Origin of the sequence: uncultured Aquimarina sp., from assembly GCF_947492965.1 — a bacterium.
Classification (GTDB): domain Bacteria; phylum Bacteroidota; class Bacteroidia; order Flavobacteriales; family Flavobacteriaceae; genus Aquimarina.
In genome coordinates, this window is the sequence record NZ_CANLOZ010000015.1 from 15145 (window position 1) to 37822 (window position 22678).

Consider the following 22678-nt stretch of genomic DNA (forward strand, 5'->3'; position numbering starts at 1 on the left):
CTACACTAACCAATATAGCATATCTATTAAAGTGTAGCAGTAGACTTTTTAAGTTTTCTTTTTAATAATTACATTATGAAAAAAAAATCAAAATTGAATGCTTGGCTTTGGAAATGGCACTTTATAGCAGGATTAATATCCCTTCCGTTTGTTCTTTTGCTTTCTTTAACCGGAATCATTTATTTGTTTAAATCGGATTATGAAACGCCCAGACAAAAACATATTAAAGAAGTTACGGTTACAGGAACTCCCATATCATTACAAGAACAATGGGATATTGCAAATAAAAACGCTATTAAGAAACCAAACTCACTTGTATTAAAAATATCTCCAAACCAAGCCACAGAGTTTGTTTCTGGAAGATTTAGTAATAAAAGTAGCATTTTTATCAACCCTTATACAGGTGAAGTTTCTGGAGAAATCATCGGAAAAAATACTACCATGTATAGTATAAGAAAATTACACGGAGAATTACTAATGGGTGGATTCGGTACTAAAATCATTGAACTTATTGCAAGTTGGATGATTGTACTCATTGTAACAGGATTATACATTTGGTGGCCAAAAAGAGGATGGAAATTAAAAGGGTACTTTATAACAAGAAGCACTATAGACAAAAGAACATTTTATAGAGATTTACATGCAGTTTCTGGATTTTGGATATCTATCCTATTGTTAATGATTCTTGCTGGGGGTTTTCCCTGGACGGATGTTTTTGGAGAAAATTTTAAAACTGTCCAAAAAGCAACAAATACTGGCTATCCCGCTACTTGGCAAGGGCATCAACTAAAGTCTACTGTTTCTGGAAAAGCTTTAACACTAGATCAAATGGTGGTTACTGCAAAAGCTTTAGAGCTGCCGGGAATTGTAAGCTTAGGATTTCCAAAAGGACCTTCAGAAGTGTTTAGCGTTTCAAACTTCAATCCTTCGGACTTAACATCTCAACAGAGTATCCATTTTGATCAATATTCTGGAGAACCTATACTCAAGCACACCTGGAAAGATGTAGGGATTTTAATGAGAGGACGAATGTGGTTTATGGCTTTTCATCAAGGAGAATTTGGAGGTTGGAATTGGTGGTTAATTCTAATCACAGCCATTTTATTATCCATTATGAGTGTTTCAGCTTTAGCCTCATATATATTGAGAAAAAAAAAGGGAAGCTGGGGAGTTCCAAAAGTTCCTGCTTCCTTCAAAGTTGGGTACGGAGTTATACTACTAATTGGTATATTATCCATTATTTTTCCGTTGTTTGGTGCCAGTATTCTAATCATTTTAGCAATAGAATATCTAAGAAAATACAGATTCTCTAAAATTTCTTAATCCATTATGATGATAGTAAGGCGATTATTTAAAAAAACAATACATTTGAAATATTAAAAAAACATACCAATGAATACCAATAAGTTATGGTCCCTATTATTAATCGTGGGACTTATTTTCAATTTTTCTTGTAATGAATTATCTAAAGAAGAACAAGAATTCGATGCACTTATGCAAAAAGTAATCGATGTTCATGATGAAGTAATGCCCAAAATGGGAACAATGAGTTCTTTAATAAAAGAATTAGGTACTAAAATTGATACTACAGCAGCTGGAAAAAATTATGAAAAAGCACAAAAGGATCTAAAAGACTCTTACGATTTTATGATGGATTGGATGAGTGATTTTAGTTCTAAATTTCCACATGGAGAAGATGTTACTACTGAGGATATAGAAAAATTTACTGCTAAGATGAATATCTTAAAAGAAGAAGAAGTAGAAGTTAATAAACTGAAAGAGCAAATCAATTCTAGCATTGCAACTGCAGAAAAGCTGCTAAAAAAGTAGTAATCCTCTTTTGAAAAGCATAGTTTATAAAATTGTTTATTTTTGCCACTGCAACAAATCGCTTAAACCCATGAGAAAAATTATTTTATTAGCCTCTGTACTTTTTTTAACCAATACTGTGGTACAAGCTCAGAAAAAGAAAGATTTATTAGCTGAAATTGATAAGCTTAGACAAGAACTTAGAACTAAAGATGGAGAGCTGGTAGAAGCCAGAAAGAATGAAAGAGTAAGTCAGTCCAAAGTAAAAACTATGGAAGCACAGGTAGCAGATCTTAAAGAGACCAATGCTACTCTGCTTGCTAACATGAATAGTTTTACTGAATTATCAAACAAAAAAGCTAGTAATCTACAGACATCTCAAGAGATTATAAAGGAAAAAGATAGACAATTAAACGTTATTAACGATGCAATAACTGCCAATGACTCTATTAACCTTGCTGTATTTAGCAAATTTAAAAACGCTATCGGTGGTGATAATCTAAAAATTAGTAACGGTACTATCCATATTATTTTACCAAATACTACTCTTTTTGGAGAAAATGATAAAAATTATATCGTTGATGACAAGGCGAAACCTACACTAGAAAAAATTGCAGCAACATTAAATGCGAATCCTGATTTAAACATTATCGTAGAAGGAAATAGTAATGCCTTAAAATTAGATGGCAAAAAGTTAATCGATAATTGGGATTTAAGTTCTAGACAAGCTGCTTCTGTAGTTAGAGTACTGCAGACAGATTATAAAGTAGATCCTAAAAGAATGGAAGCTTTAGGAAAGAGTGAGTATGGTACCGAAGGAATTGAAACTGTTACTAGGATTATCATAGATCCTAAGTTTAATAACTTTTACAATTTGGTAAAAGACAATATGAAGAATTAAATAAAATTCTATTTATAACTGAAAAACCATCTGCCTGAGGTAGATGGTTTTTTTATATCTTTTTTTATGAGCTTGCTAATTTTTTACTCTTAAATTCTGATGGGTTCGATCCAGCGTGTTTTTTGAAAAATTTCGAAAAATGGCCTGCTTCTTTATATCCCAACTCATAAGCAATTTCTTCTGATGTTTTATCAGAGTATAATAATAACCTTTTTGCTTCTACAACAATACGTTCATTAATCGTAGCTAATGGAGACTTATCACTGTACTTATGAAATAAGTTGGATAATGTCTTAGGAGATTTAAAAAGTAAATCCGCATAATCAGCTACTTGATGTTTTTCTCTAAAATGCTTTTCGACAAGAACATTAAATCTTCGAATAATATCTAATTGATTATTGGGCAATCCAGGATCTGGTAATTCTTGTTTAATCAGTCTCCGCGATTTAATTAAAAAACTTTTAAGGAGTGTTCTCAACATTTCACCTTGTATTTGATCCTTATTCTTAAATTCTTCCTCAAAAGAGTCAAACATAGAGCAGAAACTATCTTTATCCTTACCTTTTAATGTTAATATTTGCGGAACCGAAGAACCAAAAAACAAAAAACCATTACAAGAAACTTCCTGATCGTGATCCTGAATACAATAGAACTCTCTATTAAAAACTAAAGAAACAATCCCTTCAGTATCCTTATCTATTTCTAACACATTAATAGGTGTACAAAAAATGATCTGATCTTTCTCTAATTCGATCAGTGAACCATCAACTCTAAAACTTACAGCTTGTCCTCGACTCCATAGAATTTTATAAAGTCCTTTATCTTTCAGTAAATCTAAAGCAGGAGTACAATTAAAGTCGGTTAGAATAAAGGTGCTCTCATCTTTTATACTAGCATAATCTAATCTCATATTCAAATTAACAAATAAATTTCATCATAAAATAAAAATCCTTTGTTCTTAAGGAATAATTTACATTCTTTAACCTTTTCTAATTTTCAAAAACATAGAATTACTTTAATAGGTTAAATTCATATCATCCTTCAAAAAGTATTTTCTATTTCGTCATAATTTTTTTCTTTTCCTTTCTCTTTTTTTAAAATAATTATGGGTTTCACATTACTCCTAAAATGGTAAACCACAATTGTTATAATTTTAGGTGAAAAATGCTCATTTACTGAAAATAAACATCGATTCACTGAAGATAAAACATCATTCAATAGTCCTCGGAAACATTCTGCTGAAAGGGTAATATCCCCTTGCAATATAAATCCAAGATCTTAAGTTATTCTTTCTGTAACACACTTAGCTAAGCTTCGAAAAAGGTTTGTATATCCGCTCTAAAAATGTTCGAGCAAACTATAACAAATTCCTTTTTGAATTCAACACTTACATTTTTTAAAAATTGCTTGGTACCAAAGCAATTTTTAAAGGAAAATAATCTTCTTTTTCTAACATGAAAGGTGAAGATTTTTAGTCTAACAATTAACTATTCAAATTTATGAAACTAACAAATTTCAGAATACTACTGATATTCTCGATAACAGCAATTTTAATACAATCGTGTTCTTATGATAATGAAGAATTAGATGAAGAAGCTTTAGGATCCGAAAGTATTGACGATGCTAGTAAAGGATCCAATGATTCTGATACTACTACTGATCTAATTATGGATTGGAATTCTTTATGGGTAGAACTAGATCAACATGCTTTCGGAATGCGACCAAATGCCACTGCAAGAGCTTTGGCGTATATACACTTGGCAGCATATGAAACTGCTGTACAAGATATGCGTGGATATAGATCTGTAGAAAACAGATTTGATGAATTACAAATAGATCAACGAGAAAGAGACAGAAATATCAGTTTAGATCTGGCATTAAACACGTGCTATGCTCTTGTCTTTGATCATTTCATGAATAACATTGATCCTGAAATAGACGCTAAAATTGGTCAATTACAATCCGAATATGAAGACGAGCTTTCTAAACGCTTAAGAAGACGTGACATCCGAAATTCTATTGAATGGGGAACTCATGTGGCAGAACAAGTTATTGCATATAGCCAAACAGACACTGAAGCTGAAACACAAATTCTAGAGCCACAACCATTAGATTATGAACCTCCTATTGGTCCAGGTTTATGGAGTTATAGTGCAGAGCAAGAACGTGGTTTATTTCCTTATTGGGGAAAAGTAAGGACTTTTATAATTTCTTCTGAAGAAACAAGCAGTATTCCACCACCAATTACTTATAGTACCGATCCACAAAGTGATTATTATGCTGAGATGGATGAAGTTTATACTGTAAGTACAAAAGCCGCTGAAGAAAATAACGAAGATCTATGGATCGCAGAATTTTGGTCTGATGATGTAGAAGGATTAATGGTAAGTCCTCCAGGACGTCAAATTGCAATAGCTAATCAACTAATAAATCAATATAACCTTGATTATGACAAATCATTGGCGATGCTACTCAAATTAGGTTTTTCTCTAAATGATGCTGCAGTTTCATCTTGGGCAGATAAATATGAATATTTAGTTATGCGTCCTAGTGTATATATTCAGGAGTTTATTAATCCTGATTATCAGACAAATTTATTCAAGTTTATTTTTTGGCCAAATCCAACATTTCCTGGTTACCCATCTGGCCACTCAACATTTGCGTCTGCTGCTGCAGGAATATTTATAGATGAGTTTGGAAACGATATTAACTTTACAGATCGTACACACGAAGGAAGAACTGAGTTTTTAGGAGATCCAAGACAATTTGATTCCTTTTCTGAAATGGCAGAAGAAAACGCATTCTCCAGAATTCCTCTGGGAGTTCATATTAGAATGGACTGTGTAGAAGGATATCGTCTAGGTTATGAAATATCAGATGCAGTGAATAAATTCCGATTAAGGAACTAGTAGTACTGGTATCAAATAACTTGATATAAAACTGCTCTTTTGCTTTTCTAAAATGATCATGAATATTGATCTTTTGTAAAAGAAAAAAGAAATCCAATAGTCTACTAAATCAGACTATTGGATTTTTTTGTCGGGTAGAGAGGATTCGAACCTCCGATCTCTGGTCCCCCAGACCAGCACTTTAACCGGACTAAGCTACTACCCGAAAATGGGACACAAATATAAAAATACTTTCGTTATTGCGAAGGATTATTATGGCGTTCTAAAATCTTAATCATTTTAAATGATTTTAATAAATGAAACAACCCAGGAAGAATAACTGCGCCACCGATAATTAGTGATATCCCAAGTACATTAATTACACTATCAGGAGCTATATTATCTAATAAACTCACCTCATTGGTTTTGGTAATAATTATGTTCGGAAAATGGGCTACAAATGCTGCGAGAAGAATTAAAAAAACCTGTAAACCTGCAAAAAATCTGCTTAACACTCTACGTCCTTTTTTTATAGTAATCCAAAGAGGAATTAAAAGTAATCCTGAGATAAACATAGCAACAATAGCATAAGGATCTGTAACAAATACGGTAACAAAACTATATTCGCTGATATATCCGTAAATAAAAGTTATTAAACCTGTTATAAAAACTACAATAGTGGCTATTCCTGCCTTTCGGATATAAATATTTTCCTTTCCTCTTACCGATTCCCCAATAAGCAATACAGAAGATAAAAACGCACATAAAGCTGCAAAAAACAACCCAACTAAAATACTGAATACATTAAACCAAGGTTTTATAAAAACATCATAGAACGAAAGATTCTCGACATCTTCTGTTAGTATAATTTGTCCGCTAATCAATCCTCCGAAAACCATACCTAAGAATATCGGTGTAATCAAACTAGATATTTTAAACATAGCATCGTATAATTTCTGCGAATTATCAATGACAGCATCATAATGTCTAAATACAAAGGCAACACCTCTAAGGGTAACTCCTAATAAAACTATCGTTAATGGAATATGTAGATTCACTACTAAGATATTATAATACGCAGGAAATGCAATCCATAATATTACTATGAGAATAATGATCCAAATATGATTGGCTTCCCATACGGGTCCCATGACTCTATAAATTGTTTTTTTTGTGATTTTTTGGTTTTCCTCTGAGGAAAACATCTCTACAATCCCTGCTCCATAATCCGCACCACCTAGAACAACGTATAAGTATAAGGAAAATATTAAGAAGAATAAAACGACGTATAGCATAGACTAGTTATTTTGAGCATTAAGAACTTTGATCTGGCGAATCATTAACCAGGTAACTGCAATCGATAGTGTAGTATAAACCACAATATAGGTATAGAAACTTACCACAATTCCTGGCATAGGTGTCACTGCATCTTTTGTTCGCATTATTTTATGAATAATCCAAGGTTGTCTTCCAACTTCTGTTACAATCCAACCAGCTTCTAATGCTAAAAATCCAAGTGGTGCTAGTGCTATAAACAATAACCAATATTTTTTATTGGTAAGCCATTTTTTCTTTTTTAAAGAAACAAAATATAATAATCCTGCTAGCATCAGGATACCACCAATACCAACCATCACCTGAAACGCATAATGAACCATAGGAACATTAGGGCGTTCATCTTCCGGAAAATCATTTAATCCTTTTACTTCAGCATCAAAATCTCCAAATGCCAAGAAAGATAGCATTCCAGGAATAGCAAGCTTGTATTTTACTTCTTGAGTTTCGGCATCTACAATACCTCCGATATATAAAGGAGCTCCTTTTTCTGTATTATAATGAGCTTCCATCGCTGCTAATTTTACAGGCTGTCTATCTGCAATATCTTTTGCCGAAATATCTCCACTAATCGGTTGCAAAATTGCCGCTATTGCTCCAAAAGTGATTGCTATTTTAAATGCCTTGGTATGCAAAGCCACTCTTCTACCCTTAAATATTTGATAGGCATGAATTCCTGCTACGGCAAAACCCGTTGCTGTAAAAGCGGCTAAAGTCATATGCAAGGCTTGGGTAAACCATGCAGGATTAAGCATTGCCTTAACAGGATCAATGTTTAAGAACTGTCCATCTACATAATCAAATCCTGACGGTGAATTCATCCATCCATTTGCCGCAACTACTAGAATTCCTGAGGCTACTCCAGACAATCCTATAATGACCCCAGTAAACCAATGAAACTTTTCCGGTAATTTATTCCATCCGTACAAATAAAAACCAAGTGCTATCGCTTCTACAAAAAAAGCAGCACCTTCTAAGGAAAAAGGCATTCCAATAATAGGACCCGCATGTTTCATAAATTCGGGCCATAACAGCCCCAACTCAAAAGACAAAGCAGTTCCGGATACGGCACCTGTGACGAAAAAAATTGCCACCCCTTTTTGCCAGGCTTTTGTTAATGTTAAATATAGTTGATCTTTTGTTTTTAACCACTTATAATGTGATACTACCATAAAAAAAGGCATGACCATTCCAATACAAGCAAAAACGATATGAAATATAAGCGTAAATGCCATTTGGAGTCTTGCTGCATCAAGGTTTTCCATAGAAAATATTTAGAGAAAGAGTGTGATTCTAATTACTCTATAAAGATACGACACAAAGCCCATTTTAAGAAGAAAAAACCTGAGTCTTTTCGGTTTTTTGAAGCTCTTTTTGATCATAATTTTAGTCATTTCCAAAACATAAAAAACCGAATTTAAAAGCAACAAAAAATTGATTCTTTTACTTACCTAAAAGACAGTTAATTAAATTCCCAACAAACGTTAATATAGCTAATAAGGTATTGTAATCCATGAAATACTACTATATTTAAACTAACCTAATTAATAAACCTTTTCTCTAGTTAGAAAACCTACATAATTTTTCACCCAGATTACATGAATATCAAAAGGAAAATATTCATAGCACTACTCCTACTCAGTGTTTCTATCGGATACGGACAAGAATCAGCTACTTTAAGACTCAATAATGCTGTGGATTCTTTGGGTGTAAACCCTTCCTATTCGTATAAAGAACTATCGGAAATAGTAAAGGATAAAAACAATCAAGATTCTACAAAAGCAAAAGCAAAGCTTTACCTAGGAAGTTATTTTAACTCCATTGGTGTCATAGATTCTTCTGTTTATTATACAAAATCGTCCTTAATCCATCTTAGAAATAAAAAATATTTATCTCAAGCTTATCGATTATTAGGATCTGGATATAGAAGAAGCGGAAAAATCGATGATGCTATCGAAATTCTATACAAAAGCTTAAAGATTTCTGAAGAAATCAACTACTTAAATATGATTGTTAAGGTAAAATCTGATTTAGGGATTTTATCAGCTAACAAAGGGGATTACGATAAAGCTATTCTTTTTTTTGAAGAAAGTAATGCCGTTACAGACGATCAAAAAGTTATTTGTTCTAATTACATTAATATAGGTGCTGCCTATTTTAAAAAAGACGATTTTGAAAATGCTGAAAACTTTTTCAAAAAAGCTCTTGAAATACTCCCACCAAACTCCTCTCCTAATGCATCTTCTACACTTATCTTAAACTTAGGTTCTGTTCTTTATAAAAATAAAAAGTATAAGCAAGCGATTGAATACTTTGATAAAAGTAAAAAGATCGCGGATGAATACGGTTTTATAGATAAAAGCCTTAATGCTACTGCTCATAAAGCTGAAGTTATAGGAGTGATGGGAAATTATTCGGAAGCGATACAAATGCTAAATAAAACCATAGCGCAAGCAAAAGAGATCTCAAACATAGAAATACAAAAAAATAGTTATGATAATCTAGTTACGGTATATACAAAAGCAAATAATCATAAATCCGCAAATGAAGCCTTAATACAGTTTCACAGACTAAGAGATTCTTTGAATAATAGAAAACAAAAGAAAGAGATCACCGAACTCGAAGTAAAATATGAAACCGCTACCAAAGAGAAAGAGATTTTGCTTTTAAAAGAAGATCAACTTCTTAAAGAAAGTGAAATTAAAAGACAACGCTTATTAAAACGGTTTTACGTCATTGGTTTTATCATTGTTTTAGTACCAATCATGGCACTCCTGTTTGTGTACTATCAGAAACTACAAGTTAAAATAAAATACAATGCTCAAAAAGAAGAGATTAATAGACAGAAAACCGCTTCTTTTCTAAAAGAACAAGAACTAAAACTAGCGAATACCTATGTAATTGCTCAAAATGAAGAACGTAGCAGAATTTCTAGAGAATTGCACGATAGCATTGGAGGAAATTTAGCTGCGATCAAATTACAAATTGTGAATGTCCAAAAAGACCTTGAAATAAAAGATACATTAATCGATCAATTAGATGATACGTATCAGCAAGTTCGAGAAATATCACATAATCTGATTCCTAAGAAAATTAACCAAACAGCTTTTGCAAATTATATCAGAGAATATATAGATACGATAGAAAAGGTTACAGATCCTGAAATTACATTTATACCTCATCCTGTAGAAAAAATAAACAACATAAACGACAATCAGAAAGTTGAGATTTTCAAAATCATTCAGGAATTGATGACGAATGCTTTAAAACATGCCAAAGCTAAAGTGATTGAGATTTGTCTAAATGCATACCAAGATTCTATAGAAATTATTTTTGAAGATGATGGAATCGGATTTGACACAGATAAAGTAACGAATGGTATCGGTTTACAAAATATTCAAAAACGCATAGCGTTATTAAAAGCAAAAATGGATATTGACTCTTCAATGAATAGAGGTACTGCCATTCGTATTGAAATACCCACAATAATACATGACTAAAAAGCATACATATAAATTAGTCGTAGCAGATGATCACAAAATGTTTTTGGACGGTTTGATAAGTATCATTGCCCATGAATCTGACTATGAAATTATCTATACAGCAAGCAACGGGAGTGATCTAAAAAAGTATTTAGATATCAATACCGATGACCAAATTGATTTGGCAATTTTAGATATTAATATGCCTAAGATGGATGGAATAGCTTTAAACCAACATATAAAGAAGAATCATCCTGGTATAAAGACGCTAATCGTTAGTATGTTATCGACTCCTGATAAAATTTATGAACTTACTCAGGATGGTGTAAATGGTTATATTCCTAAGAACTCTAGAAAAGAAGAATTATTAAAAGCTATAGAAACCATCCTAAAAGGTTCTAATTACTTTTCAGACAGTATTAAAGAAACATATACCAAGAGTGTTTTTGAACAAAAACAATCCAATGAAATCAATCTTAGTAAACGTGAGAAAGAAATCTTGCAACTAATTGCTAAAGAATATACCACACAGGAAATTGCTGATAAACTATTCTTAAGCAAATATACCATTGAAGGTTATCGCACCAGTTTGATTTCTAAACTAAACGTAAAAAACGTTGTTGGGTTAGCAAAACATGCGATTAAAATGGGACTGGTAGATTAACTATTTAATTTATACTACAGTTAAAAAATAATGAAATGAGCAGTTTGTATACAGATTTAGCTGAGGTTTACGAAATGATGTATGCAACATTTATTGATTACCAGTTAGAATATGACCTATATAAAAGTTTTCTCAAAAAGTATGACAAAAACAGTATTCTGGAAATAGGTTGTGGAACAGGAAATTTATCTCAACGTTTTATTAACGACAACTATGAGTATTGCGGACTTGATTTTAGTAAAGAAATGCTAAAAATAGCTAAGGAAAGAAACCCTAACGCTAGTTTTATTCATGGAGATATGCGACATTTCAATTTAGAAAAACCAGTAGAAAGCGTTATCATGACTGGGAGAACAATAAGTTATTTAGTTAAAAACAAAGATGTAGAATCCACTTTTGCCAGTATTCATAATAATATGAAAAAAGGAAGTATCTTTTGTTTTGATTTCATAGATGCTAACGAATTCATACCAGAAATAAGCAATAAAAAGGAAATTACCCATGAAGTTAACCATAAGAATATAACTTACCTAAGGAAAAGTAAATGGAATCCCAATATCCTAAATAACTGGTGTTTCGATTGGGAATCTAACTTTTATAAAAAAGAAAAAAATAATTTGCTAAAAGTTGGAACAGATCACTCCACTGTAAGAACGTTCACTAAAGATGAAATTGAGCTTTTTCTAATTTTAAATGGATTTGAGGTACTAGAAATAATTACAAGAGAATCTTACGCATTTCCTACCTATGTGGTAGTTGCTCAAAAAAGATGAATTAGTAAAGAAATATTTTCAAAAAGCCAGAGAGCTTTCCAAAAACTAATTCAAAAATGACTTTCAATCTTTTAACATATTCCCATCTAACATAGGATTGATAGATTGATTTATTTGGTATAAATTATGCCCAGAATAGCAGATATATCTAATGTAACTAATAGATGAGAAAAATAATAAATAGCGTCATAGTCTTATTACTAATTTTTACTGCAAAAGCTCAAAACACGCTTCCCGAAGTCGTATCTGGAAAAGTGGATCGTATAGAGAATTTTGAATCAAAGCATGTAACCCCCAGAAATATTGATATATGGGTACCAGAAGCTTATTCTTCTTCTAAAAAATATGCAGTACTATATATGCATGATGGACAAATGTTATTCGATCCTAAGAGCTCATGGAATAAACAAGCCTGGAATATAGATAATGTAGCTTCTAAATTACTTGAATCGAACAAAATAAAAGACTTTATTGTTGTTGGTATTTGGAATGGTGGAGCAACAAGACATTCTGATTACTTCCCCCAAAAACCATTTCATTATTTATCACAAAGTCAAAAAGACACCTTAAATACACAACTTAAACATTCGCATGTACCGATAAAAACATCATTTATTCCACAATCTGATAACTATCTTAAGTTTATTGTTGAAGAACTAAAGCCCTATATCGATAAAAACTATTCTGTTTCTTCAGATCAGGCAAACACTTATATTATGGGAAGTAGTATGGGAGGTTTAATATCCATGTATGCTATTTGTGAATATCCTGAAGTATTCGGAGGAGCCGCTTGCCTATCGACTCATTGGCCAGGTTCTTTTACACTTAAAAACAATTCAATGCCAGAGGCGTTTATCAAATATTTAGATAATCATCTTCCTAATCCCAAAAATCATAAGATCTACTTCGACTGTGGTGATAAAACTTTAGATGAATTATATCCAGATATCCAGAAAAAAGTTGATCAAGTTATGATTAAAAAAGGCTACAATGAAAACAATTGGAGTACTCAATTTTTTCCAGGGGAAAACCATAGCGAAAATGCCTGGAGTAAAAGATTACGTATTCCTTTAGAGTTTTTACTAAAAAAATAACTTCGTAAGCATAACCTTTATCCAAATATATTCTTGGATTAAACTGTAACATTCTTAACGTTTATTAATCCTTACTACAAGGAACACTTGTAATAAATGACTATAAATTTTAAGAATGAATAGAATCATCATAACCTCAGCTCTTTTTCTAATTCTTGTGAATTTGAAGGCTCAGAGTAGCAGACAAATCATAAACTTCGAATTTGAAGGAATACAACTGAATGGTGTTTTAAACCTTCCGAAAGATCAAAAACCTAAGGGAATTGTAATGTTAGTGCATGGATCTGGAAAGACAAATGCTGTTGCTCAGGAATGGTATATAGATATAAGTGAAACATTTGTAAAAGCAGGTTATGGTATCTATATGTGGGATAAAATGGGCTGTGGAAAAAGCGAAGGTGCGTTTAATTATAATCAGTCTATTGAAAATAGTGCGCAAGAAGTAATTACTGCGATCAATACTTTAAAAGAAAAGCAAATACCAGGTTCGGATATTATCGGTTTATATGGAGTTAGTAGAGCTGGCTGGGTAAATCCCATAGTAATAAACACATACAACGATATAGCATTTTGGGTTTCTGTAAGTGGCGTTGATGACAAAGAAAATTTTGGATACCTACTCGAACAAAACTTGCGAATTGATGGATTGCCAAAAGATTCGGTTAATTTAATTGTTGGAGAATGGAAAGCAGCTTTAAAAATTCATCATTCAGGAGGAAGTTATGAAAGTGCTCAAAACGCTACACCCAATCTAAGGAAAAACGATTTTATATTAAGATTTAATAATGGTAGCACCATTACAGAAGAAGAATATTATAATTATCAGAAGTAACTTATGAAAGAAGAACTTGACGAAAAAACTGGCTTGCCCATTGTAGTTAAGGATTTCAAAACGATATTATCGAACATCAAATGTCCCGTTTTGGCATTATTTGGAGAAAGTGATATGAATGTTGATTGGAAAAAGACCAAATTGTTATATGAACAGACGTTAGCAACAAATACAGATTTAGAAATACAATCATTTCCGAATTGTGATCATAATATTCGCGAATGTAAAACTGGTGGATTCTACGAATTTCAGGATAACAATTTACCTTTTAAAAGATGTACCGGTTTTTTGGAAACTCTAGAAAACTGGCTAAACCAAAGATAAAGCTACTCTTTACTTTAATAGATATACGTCAATTGCTTTCGTTATTAAACTACCTCGTAGAACATGTTACTCCATCATCCGATAAAATTTCGGTACCTGTATTCACTAAGTCACATACTGCTGTAGGCATAGAAACAATTCCATTTTCTGAAAGATCTAATAATTTCAAATTAATGAGATTGCTTATTTGATTCGGAACCATCTCTATCATATTTGTTCGCAGATATAGATATTCTAGATGAAACATATCTCCAATACTAGTATCGATATTTGCCAACATATTTCCTGATAATTGCAATCTTACCAGATTGGTAAGTTTAACAATATCAGATGGAATACTTGTCAAGTTTGTATTATACATATCTAACCTAGTTAGCGATTGTAGGCTTAATATATGTTCTGGAATAGTTCCAATAGGGTTACTAGACACTCCCAGAGCTGTTAATTTAGAAAACTTGGTAATTTCCTCTGGTATCTCTATTAATCCAATATTATTCATAAATAAGACATTTAATTCCGTAAGATTAAACAACTCTGATGGCACCTCTTCCAAAGTGTTATTTGATATACTTAGTTCTCTAAGTTCTTTAAGACTTTCTATACTCGCTGGGATCTCGGTAAGTTGATTTGTATAGATCCTAAAATCCACAAGCTTTCTCAGACTAAAAAACTCTTCTGGTATAGCTTCAATTAAGTTAGCACCAAGATTTAGTGTTCTTAAATTATTAGACAAGTCTTCTATTTCCTTAGGAATTTCAGTTATGCTATTACTTTCTAAGGAAAGTGTTTTTAGGTAAAACAAATCGCAAATCTCTGGTGGTAGTACCGTAAGTCCTTTCTCATTCAACTCTAGTGCAACTACTTTACCATCGACTACCACTACTCCTTCCCAGGTAGAAACATCTTCATTTTCCAGATTCCATCCCAAAGTATTATCTGGGTTTTGATTGAAGAAAGAAGTCAATATCTCTCTGGCTGTGCTGGTAACAACTCTTACAAAGATTGTATAATCTTTAGTAGATCCATCCTCCGCTAGAACACTATAAACAATCGGTTCTGAAAAATCAAAAGTAGTATCAATATTCTGAACTACTGTTGCTCCGTCTGATACAACTATACTAGGTTTTAAAGCTCTTATAGGTGTGCCGAAAGGTAATACTACAGAGATGGTATTTTTAAGTTGATCTATATTAGCCGTAATGTTAGTTTCTAATTCGCCATTCTCTGATGTTAAAAAACTAAATTCTAAGATTTCCTTATCAGAATTTAATAAAGTTATATCAGATCCGTCTATTTCTTTGGAACAAGAAAACACCATTAGACTACACACTAATAAAAGTGTGTTTCTACAAAATAATAAGTCCCTCATTTGGTTTTAGTTTTAAGAGTTTTGTGTGTTTATTTTTATGTAAGATATAAAGTTATAAGGATAGAAACATCCTTGATTTTTGTGGAAATTATCCCCTGAAAACCACTATAATCATTGATATTATCTTTTTATGACTAATATGTACTTGAACATACTTTATCAGCATATTCTTTAAAAACATTTTCAATTTCCTTTATTCCAGTGGTAAAAACATTCTCTCCATTTTCTTTGGATATCATAGAATTTGCCATATTACTATTACAATCAATTATATATTTCAGAAAGAATTCATCAGTTACTTCTTCATTAACATACATTGTAACCTTCAATTTAACTTCATGAGCATTATTTAATATTTTTAGATCAATTTCTTTATAACTCATTGCGCATCCCGAACCACAACTATGTACAAATGTTCTTTGAATATTAGCATCCTTCTGTTTTAACCTCAATACATTGTGACTTTCAGATGGATCTGTAACCACAACATCGTTTATGTTTCCGTTTAGAATAAAAAAAACTAATACAGAAAAAAACTTCAACTTTACTATTGAAAGACTATTGTCCATTTTTAGAATTTATTAATGCTTCTCTGATTTCTTCTGGAGTAATATGAGCCCGATTTAGACCATCTCCTGCATAATACGATTCTCCTCCTTCTGCTATTCTACCTCTACTAATAGGTCTGCCTCTTTCTACTCCAATACTAGCCCATTCCTGTGCTGCAGAATACATAGCCTCTCCTAAATCACCATTTCCTTCTAGGTAAGCAATAATAGGCGGCCTTTTGATATCTATTAAAAATTCATCAAAAACTCTATCTTGAGTTTCCTCATCAAAATTTTTACTAACATCTAGATTTAAGGCTGCAACAGCTGCATTCATCGTTATTGGTATTACTTGATATCTGCCTACGGCAAATAAAGTTCTTACTGCTCTACTTTGTTGTCGCTGGATTTCACTAATTGGAGTACCTACTACGTTTACATTTCTTACAACTCTTAATGGTGGAGGGTACGTTCTATTGCAAATATTATAATTATCTCCAGATTCAAATTGAGCTATTAAATTACCAAATTGACTATGCGCCCAAGAAGTCTGTTTTTGCAAAACAAAGTATGCCCTATCACTCTCATTTAAAAACTCTTCCTCATATTCTTGTTTGTCTCCACTTACCTTTACTTTCAGCCATAAAAGATTTGTAGTTTTAGGAGGTTTATGAGCTGTTCGTGCCACAGAGGTATCCAAATCATCAGGTCTTGGTTGTGGTCTTACACTTGTTTCAACAGCACCAGTTTCATTTGTAGATGTTTCTACAATAGGTTTAAACTTTTCTTTCCATTCATTAAAAACGTCATCAGGATCTTCTACTTTTGGTCTAAATTTAATTTTTACTATAGCTTCTCCTCCATTATTAAAAGTTGCTTTTAATTGTGTTTTATTAACACTTTCGTTAGGTTCTTCTGCATCCAAAGAATCATATTGTATAACGGTCAGTGGTGTTTCGCTTTCCATTAACAAAAAAGGCTCCTTTTCAAAAATTTCTATGGTCGCTTCTTTATCTTTTAAAGCGAAACCTTTTACAACTATATAAGCTTCCCCACCCAAAGTTCCTGAACTTATTTTTTGATAGGAAATTTTTTCTTCAGTTTTAAAAATTTCAAAAGTCACCGTATCTCCATTCGCTCCACTATAACTATCATTTACCAAGGCTGCTATTATTAATTCAATAGCGGTATGCTGACCATTTTGGTTTAACTGAGAAGAAATTCTATTAAGTATTATCTCTGCTGTGCTTCTTTTTCCAGTTTCTGTACTAGTATCATTAGTGCCTCCAAATGTATAAGTATAAGTGCCATCTGGTATTCCAAATTGTCTAGTTACTTGTTCTGCAAAATATGCATCTAATAGTCCTTCTTCAGCTTCATTAGTAGCAAAAGTGGTTTGATTAGCATCTTCGGACCAATTTTTATTAATTCGCTCAATTCTTTTTGAACGTGCTTTTATCAGTTCTCTAACAACATTAGTTACTTCTTGCATATTTCCTGACATATTTCAAAATATAATCTATTTAATAATTTCTATTCTCTAGAATTCTTTTGTGACTCCACTTGTTCTTTTGCTATATTAATTAACAGGTTGAAATAATTTTCATACTGTTCTGGAATATTGAACCCACTCTGAATCACCCAGGTTCTCGTATGTTCTCCTTTTTTGAAGATAAATTTATAATCCATACTATCGATACAAGTTCCGCAGCCTAATCGTTTATTATTTTGCAAGACTACATTAGGAATAGCATATAAACTATCTTGGATTGCAAGGGTAATTTCTTCTTTTTTTCCAAAAGCATATAGATATCTTCCTGAAACCTTAAATACTTGATCTTCTCCCATCAAAGTTTTATAAAAACATAAAATTTCCATGGTATCATTTTGGTTTTCTTCTATGACACTTAATCTTTTATCCTTTTTGCTAAAACAAGAATTTAACAGTAGAAGAATACATATGATTGAAATATTATTAATGGTCTTCATATTTTAATAATTAAAAATCAAACTTCTATCGGATCTCATAATATCCCATTGCCATTTGTAAAAAGATACCATTTTTCCTGTGAATGGATTTGCACTTCCGTCAACTTTTTGAATATAGTCCATAACATTATCAGTAAAACCTTTATGGAAAACATGAGGTTTTGGAAAACCTTCTTCAAAAGCGTGCGGCAAAGAAAGAGAATGACCAGCTTCATGTACAACTACATAGTTATCAATTAATGCTGTACCAAACATTGTAAAAGCATTTCCCCATTTCACACAAGAACAATTAGAAAAATTACTTAAATCTGCGGTAGCGATACCATCAGTTCTTTGATATCTTCCATTCTGAAAATTTGTTTGCGCTATAATCGAAGTATAGAATAAATAAGTTCTAGCGTTATTATTCGAATCAATTAATGCATTATTTCTGGGAGAATGCGTTCCATATCGTTCATAGAGCGTTTTTAAATCTCGTAAGAAACCATCAGCTCCGTTTGCTCCAATATTACCAGCAGCATTGATATAATTTGATTTGAACTGAATAACATCAAAATCACCGGATGGTAAACTATTAATATCGAAACGAGTATCTACTTTCACTTCTGCTCGTATTAAGGCCTGATTAAAAGACTGAAATTTAAATGCATACTGATAATCTCCGCTGAGTGTTGCTGGGCTTCCCGTGACAACATTTACAACTACCATTTCTGCTTTAGGTATAATATCATTTTTATATATCATTAATTTTCCAACTTCTTCTTTTTCTCCCTCGAGTTGAGCAAATATTTTAATCTCCTCATGACTTGATAACGCTCCTCCTTCACATTTTACGTTAATCATTTTAGAAGTTCGATAGTATTCTCGTGTACTGTTACCTAAGTTTTTTGTGATCTTATTAGATAATAACTCTGATAACCTAATTTTTTCAGGTACTATTTTTATGTATTGATTATTAGCTTCGAATACAATTTCTGTATCATCATTAATTAAAGGTTCTAATTCTTCTATTTCGATATCCAAGTCTATTCCATTCTCATGCATTCTAGATCCATGCGAAAACTCTTCTGTTGTAGTATCTGGAAAAATAGATAGCCAAGATGTATAGTAATCTTCTCCGTAAGGAGTGATTGGATTCAGAACGTCTTTAGATTTATATTCATTCTTAATATTCTGTGGATCTCGGCAAATAGGCACATTAGAATTTATAGGAGTTCCGTCATAATCGAATTGTACCATTTCTATTGGATAAATATATTCATCACGTAACCAATCAAACCCATATTCTCCCATATAATCATCCGGTCTCCTTATGTTTACCAAAAACTTTTTTAACAATGCATTTTCCGTATCTGGTAGATCTGTTGGCACATCTATTTGGGCTGTATCTTCGATGGCGATATCTACTCCACCTGTGCTGCACATGATAGTAGAATCTTCTAATAGCATGAACTCGCCATCAATTTCGATATCTGTCGCAACTCCTTTCCATTGTGTTGGAGCAATAACACTAGCACATGGCGGAGGACTTTTTCTCCATTTTTTACAGACTCCACCGAAAACAAGATTGGTACTACTTTTATCTCCATTTGTAGCACAAGGCGTATCTTGTAATTGTACTTGAGTGTGGGATACCACTAAGGTACCACTGCTAGAACAAAGAGGACATTTTAGCGTAGCTCCGTTTTTTACAAATTGCCCAGCCATGGTTTTATATTTGAATTATATTAACGGTATTTCTGTATTCTTGTCTCCCGTATTTTTCGATACAAGAAATAACTGCTCTTGTTAACCAAGACTCTTTAAATCCCGAAAAATTATAGGTTCCATTTACAGAGACATACTCTTCTTTCTCTGGATAATGAGCTTGCAATTGTAATTGGATATCTTCACTTTCGCTTGCAGACTGTAATAAGAACTCTTCTTTGGTGGTTACTTTACCGTACTTTGTAGTTAAACACTGAGAAGTTTCACTGCACGACTCAGAACTAAATTTCTGATACACAGATTTTAACAAACCGCCAAAGTTCTGATATAGCGTAAGATCTTTTATGATCTCCTCTTCTGAGTTTAAAATAGTATCTGTTTTCAGAATAAAACGTTGTACCTGATCTCCTTTATATTTACTTTCGAGATATTCTTTTATAACGATCCATTTCTGTCTAATTACGTCAATGTTATCAATAGCTACAATTTCGCCTAAATATGACAACTGCAAACTTATACTTTCATAAACCGAAGCCGTTTTTTGAATTATATCTTGCATAGCAAAAGAACCGTCTGAGAATTTAAAAGTATCTTTCTCTACAGCTATATTCACTGTTCGAATGTAAGGTTGTTCTTCATGCTCATGTATAGCAATACTAATTTCTTTTTTACGATTGCAACGTATCGCACCAGTATAGTTAATATAGTTTTCTGTTTCTATTAAATACCTGCGTACGCCTTGTTTGGGGATTTGCAATTGAATTTCTTGAGTTCTAAATGTATATTTACTTGGAATCATTGACTTGCGATTGATTTATGTTTACGTTAAAGAGTTATTATCCTTTGCTTATTTTTACATTTCCTCCTCCCTGAAAAGAAGCTGTTGCTCCGCAAGCAATTTTCATATTTGCTTTACTTTGAATTTGAGCATTTCCACTATTCTGTATCAGATCACCTCCTATTGTATTTTTCATTTTATTTTCTACAATATTTGTATGATTCAAAGAAGATGTATCAAAGTTGTTACCCGTGTAGATTACTGTATCCCTACCTATATTTAAAGTAGCATCTTCCTCAATATTCATTTCAAAATTTTTAGCATTCAACGTCATCTTTTCCAATGCTGTAATGGTGATATTATTATTGGCGGTGTCTATATGGATGGTATTTTGATTTTTGTCTATAATTGTAATGAATTCAGATTTTTCGGTATCATTAAGTTCGATAGTATGTCCACTTCTGGTTCTGATAGCTTTCACATTATTTTTATCTGTTTTCCAGCTACCTGGTTTTGCTGTTCCATTATAAAGGGCGCCCATAACATAGGGTCGCTCTGCATTTCCTCCTTCGAATCCAATAAGAACCTCTTCTCCTACTTCTGGAATAAAATGAAATCCTTTATCTCCACCAGAATGAGGTGTCATGACTCGTAACCAAGGGGTATATACTCCTAAAGGTTTCTGCCAATCTAACTGAGCTCTGATCCTTCCTAAACCTTCTGGATCATTATTAGCAGTAACGGTAGCTACTTGAGTATCACTTTTAGGATTATTACGTATATCTGTATATGGATATACATCTTGATCTACTGCGATTCCTTCGAAATGATTGATATATTTTCCATTCTCCGCAGCATTATGTGTTATTTTTATGATCCTATAACTTCCTTGGCTTTTACCTTCTTGTTTTATTTGTACTACTTTACCTAAACATACTCCTGGATTATCACTTTTTCCAGTGATCAAAACTTGTTTGATCTCTTCTGCTTTTTTTTGTTCTGTTACTAAATGATTTAATCGCTGTTTCGTTTGTGGATCATTATATGTATTTAGAAAAACGTTGGTGTCGTGTGGAAACATCTCCTGACTTTTATTAGAAGCATAACCGTTATATCCATTTATAGAACTTGTAATTTCTGAAGTTGTTACCTTATGTTTTTCATTATTCAGATAATCATTGGTAAAAAAAGAATAGCTATTAGATCTAGGATTTAGGCTTCTGGAAAATTCCATTAAATCCACACCATAGGTTAAAACCACAGGTTCTGAATCCATTGGTTTTCCGAAAACTAAGTATTCTCCATCATAATAAAACCATTCTCCATATTGCTTGGATAATCTACTTGCAAATTCAAAACTACTCTCTCCATTCTGAACACAGTAATGTAATGTATCTTTGGATCTGGTTTTTATAGAAGTATTTAGTTTAGAGCGATCATATTGCTGAAAGGACTGAGTAAGAATGGATTCCAAATTTTCATCACTAAATGATGTATAATTTGGCCCATCATCTGTTATAATAGAATTACTTTTCGCCTTAATTAGAATAGAATCTCCGGTGGATTGATGAAAACCATTGGTAAGCTTCACCTCGGTTACGATTCCTTTAAATTTTAATTCTTTATAGATATCTACAGCATCCAAAGAAGAAATCGTAAGCGTTATCGTTTGCCCCAAAAAATCATTGCTTACCTCTTCGTCCAAATTAGATGCATTTTCTAATACATCTCTACGACATAAAAGTTCTAGAGTATGATGGTTATCAATTTCTTGCTGGAGTGTAAGTTTTTTAAAGGCCTTTATACAAAATCCCCCTATAAATAGCTGTATTTTAGATTGAAGTGCCATTGTTAAGTTTTAAGATTAATGTGTGAATCCAAGTCAGAAACAAGAAATCTTTACTTCAACCAATAAGTGAAAATGAAATTAGGTTAAGTAAGAGTTACATATTTCTATGATGGTTATTTCAAATGTAAAACACAACTATCTGTAAATCAACCAGACATTCAGTGAAAAGAAACCCCTGAAAACCACTGTGGTTATAAAAGGTTAGTCGTTAAAAAAGATAAGGGTTAGCCGTAAAAAACAATAAAGAAGAAAAGTATACAGAGGAGAGTAAAAAAGAAAAACTGGATATAAAACAATATTTATATCCAGTTATATTAAGTAATTAGTATACATTTT

At 32.3% G+C, this 22678-nt stretch carries 20 protein-coding genes and 1 tRNA gene; 10 read left to right on the top strand and 11 right to left on the bottom strand.

All coding sequences use genetic code 11. The features are described from left to right. The first annotated feature begins 75 nt into the window (after nucleotides 1-75). From Q1B37_RS22920 to Q1B37_RS22930, 3 genes are all read left to right on the top strand, one after another. Complete coding sequence (locus tag Q1B37_RS22920; RefSeq protein ID WP_299902962.1) at nucleotides 76-1323, top strand: PepSY domain-containing protein; 1248 nt, start codon at nucleotides 76-78, stop codon at nucleotides 1321-1323. A 69-nt stretch (nucleotides 1324-1392) separates the two neighbouring features. Further along, complete coding sequence (locus Q1B37_RS22925) at nucleotides 1393-1830, top strand: hypothetical protein (protein WP_299902965.1); 438 nt, start codon at nucleotides 1393-1395, stop codon at nucleotides 1828-1830. Nucleotides 1831-1900: 70 nt separating this feature from the next. After that, the gene (locus Q1B37_RS22930) at nucleotides 1901-2710 is read left to right on the top strand and encodes an OmpA family protein (RefSeq protein WP_299902967.1); all 810 of its coding nucleotides are present in this window, start codon (nucleotides 1901-1903) and stop codon (nucleotides 2708-2710) included. Nucleotides 2711-2774: 64 nt separating this feature from the next. On the opposite strand, the gene Q1B37_RS22935 is transcribed toward Q1B37_RS22930, so the two are convergent. Next, nucleotides 2775-3620, bottom strand: coding sequence for an AraC family transcriptional regulator (locus tag Q1B37_RS22935; RefSeq protein ID WP_299610899.1), 846 nt, complete (start codon nucleotides 3618-3620; stop codon nucleotides 2775-2777). A gap of 589 nt (nucleotides 3621-4209) precedes the next feature. Here Q1B37_RS22935 and Q1B37_RS22940 point away from each other — a divergent pair. Further along, nucleotides 4210-5619, top strand: a complete 1410-nt coding sequence (locus tag Q1B37_RS22940) for a vanadium-dependent haloperoxidase (protein ID WP_299902969.1) — start codon at nucleotides 4210-4212, stop codon at nucleotides 5617-5619. A gap of 130 nt (nucleotides 5620-5749) precedes the next feature. Here Q1B37_RS22940 and Q1B37_RS22945 read toward each other — a convergent pair. From Q1B37_RS22945 to Q1B37_RS22955, 3 genes are all read right to left on the bottom strand, one after another. Continuing rightward, a tRNA-Pro gene (locus Q1B37_RS22945) sits at nucleotides 5750-5824 on the bottom strand. A gap of 31 nt (nucleotides 5825-5855) precedes the next feature. Further along, complete coding sequence (locus tag Q1B37_RS22950; protein WP_299610905.1) at nucleotides 5856-6893, bottom strand: cytochrome d ubiquinol oxidase subunit II; 1038 nt, start codon at nucleotides 6891-6893, stop codon at nucleotides 5856-5858. A 3-nt stretch (nucleotides 6894-6896) separates the two neighbouring features. Then, complete coding sequence (locus Q1B37_RS22955) at nucleotides 6897-8198, bottom strand: cytochrome ubiquinol oxidase subunit I (protein WP_299902971.1); 1302 nt, start codon at nucleotides 8196-8198, stop codon at nucleotides 6897-6899. A 333-nt stretch (nucleotides 8199-8531) separates the two neighbouring features. Between Q1B37_RS22955 and Q1B37_RS22960 the strand changes: the two genes are divergently transcribed. From Q1B37_RS22960 to Q1B37_RS22985, 6 genes are all read left to right on the top strand, one after another. Beyond that, complete coding sequence (locus Q1B37_RS22960; RefSeq protein WP_299902974.1) at nucleotides 8532-10433, top strand: sensor histidine kinase; 1902 nt, start codon at nucleotides 8532-8534, stop codon at nucleotides 10431-10433. Then, on the top strand, nucleotides 10426-11079 hold the full coding sequence (locus Q1B37_RS22965) for a response regulator transcription factor (RefSeq protein WP_299610911.1): 654 nt from the start codon (nucleotides 10426-10428) through the stop codon (nucleotides 11077-11079). The genes Q1B37_RS22960 and Q1B37_RS22965 overlap by 8 nt, the downstream gene beginning before the upstream one ends. An 11-nt stretch (nucleotides 11080-11090) precedes the next feature. Beyond that, nucleotides 11091-11852 (top strand): class I SAM-dependent methyltransferase, encoded by a 762-nt coding sequence (locus Q1B37_RS22970; RefSeq protein WP_299903033.1) that lies wholly within the window; start codon nucleotides 11091-11093, stop codon nucleotides 11850-11852. A gap of 164 nt (nucleotides 11853-12016) precedes the next feature. After that, nucleotides 12017-12946: an alpha/beta hydrolase-fold protein gene (locus Q1B37_RS22975; RefSeq protein ID WP_299902976.1), complete on the top strand. Its 930-nt coding sequence runs from the start codon at nucleotides 12017-12019 to the stop codon at nucleotides 12944-12946. 115 nt (nucleotides 12947-13061) lie between these two features. Next, nucleotides 13062-13778 carry an alpha/beta hydrolase gene (locus tag Q1B37_RS22980; RefSeq protein WP_299902977.1) on the top strand — a complete coding sequence of 239 codons (717 nt, stop codon included), beginning with the start codon at nucleotides 13062-13064 and terminating at the stop codon, nucleotides 13776-13778. Between the two features lie 3 nt (nucleotides 13779-13781). Then, on the top strand, nucleotides 13782-14102 hold the full coding sequence (locus Q1B37_RS22985) for a dienelactone hydrolase family protein (protein WP_299902983.1): 321 nt from the start codon (nucleotides 13782-13784) through the stop codon (nucleotides 14100-14102). A 49-nt stretch (nucleotides 14103-14151) separates the two neighbouring features. Here the strand turns inward: Q1B37_RS22985 and Q1B37_RS22990 are convergent, their stop codons facing one another. The 7 genes from Q1B37_RS22990 to vgrG all read right to left on the bottom strand — a co-directional run bounded on the left by Q1B37_RS22990 (nucleotide 14152) and on the right by vgrG (nucleotide 22342). Next, nucleotides 14152-15471 carry a hypothetical protein gene (locus Q1B37_RS22990; RefSeq protein ID WP_299902985.1) on the bottom strand — a complete coding sequence of 440 codons (1320 nt, stop codon included), beginning with the start codon at nucleotides 15469-15471 and terminating at the stop codon, nucleotides 14152-14154. 134 nt (nucleotides 15472-15605) lie between these two features. After that, nucleotides 15606-16040: a hypothetical protein gene (locus Q1B37_RS22995; RefSeq protein ID WP_299902987.1), complete on the bottom strand. Its 435-nt coding sequence runs from the start codon at nucleotides 16038-16040 to the stop codon at nucleotides 15606-15608. Further along, nucleotides 16030-17523, bottom strand: coding sequence for a hypothetical protein (locus tag Q1B37_RS23000; protein WP_299902988.1), 1494 nt, complete (start codon nucleotides 17521-17523; stop codon nucleotides 16030-16032). Before Q1B37_RS23000 ends, Q1B37_RS22995 begins: the two co-directional genes overlap by 11 nt. Before the next feature lie 29 nt (nucleotides 17524-17552). Further along, a complete protein-coding gene (locus Q1B37_RS23005) occupies nucleotides 17553-18008 on the bottom strand; it encodes a hypothetical protein (RefSeq protein ID WP_299902990.1) in 456 nt (151 codons plus the stop codon). A 3-nt stretch (nucleotides 18009-18011) separates the two neighbouring features. Beyond that, the gene (locus Q1B37_RS23010) at nucleotides 18012-19715 is read right to left on the bottom strand and encodes a DUF4280 domain-containing protein (RefSeq protein ID WP_299902992.1); all 1704 of its coding nucleotides are present in this window, start codon (nucleotides 19713-19715) and stop codon (nucleotides 18012-18014) included. 4 nt (nucleotides 19716-19719) lie between these two features. Beyond that, a complete protein-coding gene (locus tag Q1B37_RS23015; RefSeq protein ID WP_299902994.1) occupies nucleotides 19720-20514 on the bottom strand; it encodes a hypothetical protein in 795 nt (264 codons plus the stop codon). 37 nt (nucleotides 20515-20551) lie between these two features. After that, nucleotides 20552-22342, bottom strand: a complete 1791-nt coding sequence (gene vgrG / locus Q1B37_RS23020) for a type VI secretion system Vgr family protein (protein ID WP_299902996.1) — start codon at nucleotides 22340-22342, stop codon at nucleotides 20552-20554. Between the last annotated feature and the right edge of the window lie 336 nt (nucleotides 22343-22678).